Raw genomic sequence first — 4950 nt, forward strand, 5'->3', positions numbered from 1 at the left:
CCAATGCAGGCCGGCGGCATCGACGGCGAGATCCTGCGGGGCGGCATTGTCGAGGGCACCCTCGGCATAGGGGAAGAAGGCGGCCCCGGTCACGCCGGCGAGATCGGCCCGGTCGAGATGCAGCACGAGGCGGTCGCCCGCGCGGGTGGTGCGATACGGTCCGGGCGCCGCCTCCGGCAGGGCGGCGCGGGCGCGGGCGAAGAGCGCGGCCTGTCCCGAGGCCGGCTCCGCGGAGTCCGCCACCGGCAGATCGAGGCTCAGCTCCGCCGAGCCCGGAATGCAGATCTCCTCGCAGACGAGGTAGGAGAGCGTGCCGGCCAGCCGCGCGGTCTCGCCGGCCTTGGCGCTCTCGGGAACCTTGAGCGGCACCAGCAGGGTGACGGCGCCCTCGTAGCCGAAATTCATCAGGGTCTGGACCGGGATCCGCTCCGGGACGGGCCACTGCACCGGGCCGACCGAGAAGCCCTCGGGCAAGCGCCACGCCATCTCCGGCGGCAGGCCGGAATCGCCCGGATTGCGCCAGTAGACGTGCCAGCCCGGCTTCATCGCCATGTGCAGGCCGAGCGTCACCGTGCGGCCGGGCACCAGCGCCTCGCTCTCGGCCACGAGCTGGGCCCGCACGAGATCCTTGGCCTTGACCGCCGTCATCGCGCCCTGCGCCCCGGCGAGACCGGGGGCGGCGAGCGTCAGGAGGAGGGCAAGGAGGAGACGGAGCATCGATCTGTTTCCGAGCGGCCCGGCGCCTCGTCCTCCCACGACGATGGTCCGATCCCGGGCGAAGCCGGGACCGCGACGGGGAGAAACGACGGCCGGGCCGGAGCGGCCGGCATCGGCGCACGCTCTATAGCAGACCTCGCCCGCCCCGTGAGCCGCGCGGCCCCGCGGCCTCGAACCGCGCTTACCCTGCGGCCCGCTCCTTCTTGAGGCGATAGAGTGCGTCGAGCGCCTCGCGCGGGGTCAGCGCGTCGGGGTCGAGGCCGTCGATCAGCCGGCCGAGCCGGTCGTCCGGTGGGGGCTTCACCGGTTCCGGCGGGGGCGGCGGCGCGGCGGACAGGCTCGCGAAGAGCGGCAGGTCCTCGATCTTGCGGCGGGCGGGGCGCTCGCGCTCGGAGCTTTCGAGCCCTTTGAGGATCGCGCCGGCCCGCGCCACCACGCTCGGCGGCAGGCCGGCGAGGCGGGCGACCTGCAGGCCGTAGGACCGCTCGGCCACGCCCGGCACCACCTCGTGCAGGAAAACCACCTCGCCGCGATCCTCGGCGACCTTCAGCGTCGCGTTGTCGAGCCGCGGCAGGCGCTGGCTCAGCGCCGTCAGCTCGTGGAAATGGGTGGCGAACAGCGCCCGGCAGCCGTTCTTCTCGTGCAGGTGCTCCAGGCAGGCCCAGGCGATGGACAGGCCGTCGAAGGTCGCGGTGCCGCGGCCGATCTCGTCGAGCACCACCAGCGAGCGGCGGGTCGCCTGATTGAGGATCGCCGCGGTCTCGACCATCTCGACCATGAAGGTCGAGTGGCCCCGCGCGAGGTCGTCGGCCGCGCCGACGCGGGAGAACAGGCGATCGACCACGCCGAGCCGGGCCTCGTTCGCCGGCACGAAGGCGCCCATCTGCGCCAGCACGGCGATCAGCGCGTTCTGGCGCAGGAAGGTCGACTTGCCGCCCATGTTCGGGCCGGTGACCAGGCGGATGCGCCCGGCCTCGTCCCCCGACAGGTCGCAGTCGTTGGCGATGAAGGCTTCGCCGGCGCTCAGCAGCGCCGCCTCGACCACCGGGTGGCGCCCGCCGCGGATCTCGAAGGCGAGGCTCTCGTCGATGATCGGCCGGGTCCAGGCGAGCTCGACCGCGAGCTCGGCGTGGCTCGCCGCCACGTCGAGGCCGGACAGCGCCTCGGCGATGTCGGCGATCGCCTCCGCCTGTTCGCCCACCCGAGCAGCGAGGCGGTCGAACACCTCGGATTCGAGCGCCAGCACCCGGTCGGAGGCGCCCGCGATCTTCGACTCGAGTTCGCCGAGCTCGACGCTGGTGAAGCGCATCGCGTCGACCATGGTCTGGCGATGCACGAAATCCTGCATCAGGCCCTTGAGGCAGGCCTCGCCCACCGCCTGCGGCACCTCGATGTAGTAGCCGAGCACGTTGTTGTGCTTGATCCGGAGCGTCCGGCAGCCGGTGGCCTCACTGTAGCGCGCCTGGAGCGCGGCGATGACCTTGCGCGAGTCCTGGCCGAGGAGCCGCGCCTCGTCGATCTCGGCGTGGTAGCCCGCGCGGACGAAATTGCCGTCGCGGCGGTTGAGCGGCAGGTCGTCGGCGAGCGCCGCGGCGAGTTCCCCGGCGAGCGCCCGGTCGGCCTTGTCGAGGCGGCGGGCGAGGCGGACGAGCCCGTCCGGCAGATCCTCCCGCGACAGCCGCTCATGGATCGTCGCGGCGGCGTCGAGCCCGTCGCGCAGGGCGGCGAGGTCGCGCGGGCCGGCGCGGTTCAGGCCGACGCGGGACAGCGCGCGGGCGATGTCGGGGGCGGCGTGCAGCGCGTCGCGCAGGTGCGCGCGCAGCGCCCCGTCCTCGGCCAGGAAGGCGACGGCGTCGTGCCGCCGGGCGATCTTCCGCAGGTCCGTCAGCGGGCCGGCGAGGTGCTCGGCGAGCAGCCGGGCGCCGCCCGCCGAGACCGTGCGGTCGATCGCGTCGAGCAGGCTGCCCTTGCGCTCGCCGGAGAGGGTGCGGGTGAGTTCGAGGTTGGCGCGGGTGGCCGCGTCGATGGCGAGCGTCGCGCCCGTGGCCTCGCGGCTCGGCGCGGAGAGCGGCACGCGGGTGCCGAGCTGCGTGCGCTCCAGGTAGAGCAGCGCCGCCCCGGCCGCCGCGATCTCCGCCCGGCTGAAATTCCCGAACCCGTCGAGGGTCTTGACGCCGAACTGCTCGCGCAGGCGCCGCTCGGCGGAGGCCGGCTCCAGCTCGCCCTGCGCCAGCGGCACCACCGCCGCCTTGGTCTCGCGCCACAGCTTGGCGAGCGCGGGGTCGGCGTGGATGACCTCCGAGAGCACGATCTCCCGCGGCTCGTGCCGGGCGATCGCCGCGGCGAGTTCCGCGCCGTCCACCTCGCTCAGGGAGAAGCGGCCGGTGGAGATGTCGAGGGCGGCGAGCCCGTAGGCCTCGCGGCTGTCGGAGACCTTGCGCCGGCCGATGGCGAGCAGCAGGTTGGCCCGCGTCGGGTCGAGCAGGCGGTCCTCGGTCAGCGTGCCCGGCGTGACGAGGCGGATCACCTCGCGCCGCACCACCGATTTGGGCCCGCGCTTCTTCGCCTCCGCCGCATCCTCGGTCTGCTGGCAGACCGCGACGCGGTGGCCGAGCGCGATCAGGCGGTGGAGGTAGTCGTCGGCCCGCTCCAGGGGCACGCCGCACATCGGGATGTCGGCGCCGCCGTGCTTGCCGCGCTTGGTCAGGACGATGCCCAGCGCCCGCGAGGCGATCTCCGCGTCCTCGAAGAACAGCTCGTAGAAATCCCCCATCCGGTAGAACAGCAGGCAGTCCGGATTGGCGGCCTTGATCTCGATGTACTGCGCCATCATCGGCGTGGCGCCGGGGATGTCGAGGGGCGAGGAGGTCACCGTATCCGCCGCCTGGGCACGCCGTTCGAGGGGTTGGGAACGTTTGAGGCTGGGCATGGGGAGAGGCTAGCAGCCCGGCTCCGGACGGGCACCGCCGGCCCGTCGCGAAGTCCGTGGACAAGTGGTCGCTCTCCCCAGCCGTCGCAAGCGGCGCCCCCGCCGGGACCCCCGAGGACGGCGGAATCCCGCCCGGATTCGCGCCGGAAGCCTCCCCTTCGAGGATCGTTCGTCGGCTGACCGACTCACTCGGTTTGGTCAGCGCCGACCGCGTCATCCGAGTCCCGCCGCGCGGCCCCTGGATGGCCGGGGGCGGCCTCGGGAGCGTCCGGACGGTTGCGCCCGCGCGCGAACCGCGGCACCTCGCGGACCATGTCGTCCCCCGCGCTCCCGATCGACGCCGCCCTCCCCGCCCTGCGCGCGGCCCTGTCGGAGCGCGTCTCCGCCGTGCTCGTGGCGCCGCCGGGCGCCGGCAAGACCACCCGCGTGCCGCTGGCCCTCCTCGACGAGCCCTGGCTCGGGGCGAAAAAGATCATCCTGCTGGAGCCCCGGCGGCTCGCGGCGCGCGGGGCGGCCGAGCGCATGGCCGCGACCTTGAGCGAGCGGGTCGGCGACACGGTGGGCCTGCGGGTGCGGCTCGGCTCCAAGATCTCGGCCCGCACCCGGATCGAGGTCGTCACCGAAGGCGTGTTCACCCGGATGATCCTCGACGATCCGGAACTGACCGGCATCGGCGCGGTGCTGTTCGACGAGTTCCACGAGCGCTCCCTCGACGCCGATCTCGGGCTGGCCTTCGCCCTCGACGCGCAGGGCGCCCTGCGGGAGGACCTGCGGATCCTGGCGATGTCGGCCACCCTCGACGGCGCCCGCGTGGCGGGCCTCCTCGGCGACGCGCCGGTCGTCGAATCGGAAGGGCGCGCCTTTCCCGTCGAGACGCGCCATCTCGACCGCGATCCGGCCGAGCGCATCGAGGACGCGATGGCCGCCGCGATCCTGCGGGCGTTGCGGGCCGATCCCGGCTCGGTGCTCGCCTTCCTGCCGGGCCAGGCGGAGATCCGCCGCACCGCCGAGCGGCTGGAGGGCCGGCTGCCCGAGGACGCCGACCTTGCCCCCCTCTACGGCGCCCTGACCCCGGGCGAGCAGGACCGGGCGGTCGCCCCCGCCGCGGCCGGGCGGCGCAAGGTGGTGCTGGCCACCGCCATCGCCGAGACCTCGCTGACGATCCAGGGCGTGCGCATCGTCGTCGATTCCGGGCTCGCCCGCGTGCCGCTCTACGAGCCCGGCAACGGCATGACAGGGCTCGTCACCGCCCGCGCCTCGCGCGCCTCGGTCGACCAGCGCCGGGGCCGCGCCGGCCGCACCTC

The 4950-nt window shown here is 74.1% G+C and carries 3 protein-coding genes; 1 reads left to right on the plus strand and 2 read right to left on the minus strand.

Going from position 1 to position 4950, the window contains the following annotated elements; all coding sequences use genetic code 11:
* Both MFF42_RS13535 and mutS read right to left on the minus strand, forming a co-directional pair.
* On the minus strand, nucleotides 1-717 hold a 717-nt coding region (locus tag MFF42_RS13535; RefSeq protein ID WP_283206876.1), incomplete at its 3' end, for a protein-disulfide reductase DsbD domain-containing protein.
* 181 nt (nucleotides 718-898) lie between these two features.
* Nucleotides 899-3646: a DNA mismatch repair protein MutS gene (gene mutS / locus MFF42_RS13540; RefSeq protein WP_238256198.1), complete on the minus strand. Its 2748-nt coding sequence runs from the start codon at nucleotides 3644-3646 to the stop codon at nucleotides 899-901.
* Nucleotides 3647-3958: 312 nt separating this feature from the next.
* Here mutS and MFF42_RS13545 point away from each other — a divergent pair.
* The coding region (locus tag MFF42_RS13545; protein WP_283206877.1) for a helicase-related protein at nucleotides 3959-4950 on the plus strand (992 nt) is incomplete at its 3' end.

Origin of the sequence: Methylorubrum podarium, from assembly GCF_022179745.1 — a bacterium.
GTDB classification, from domain to species: Bacteria; Pseudomonadota; Alphaproteobacteria; order Rhizobiales; family Beijerinckiaceae; genus Methylobacterium; species Methylobacterium podarium.

Excerpts from the sequence above, each read along its gene's own strand:
- mutS (WP_238256198.1), bottom strand. The coding sequence starts at position 3,646 with ATGCCCAGCCTCAAACGTTCCCAACCCCTCGAACGGCGTGCCCAGGCG.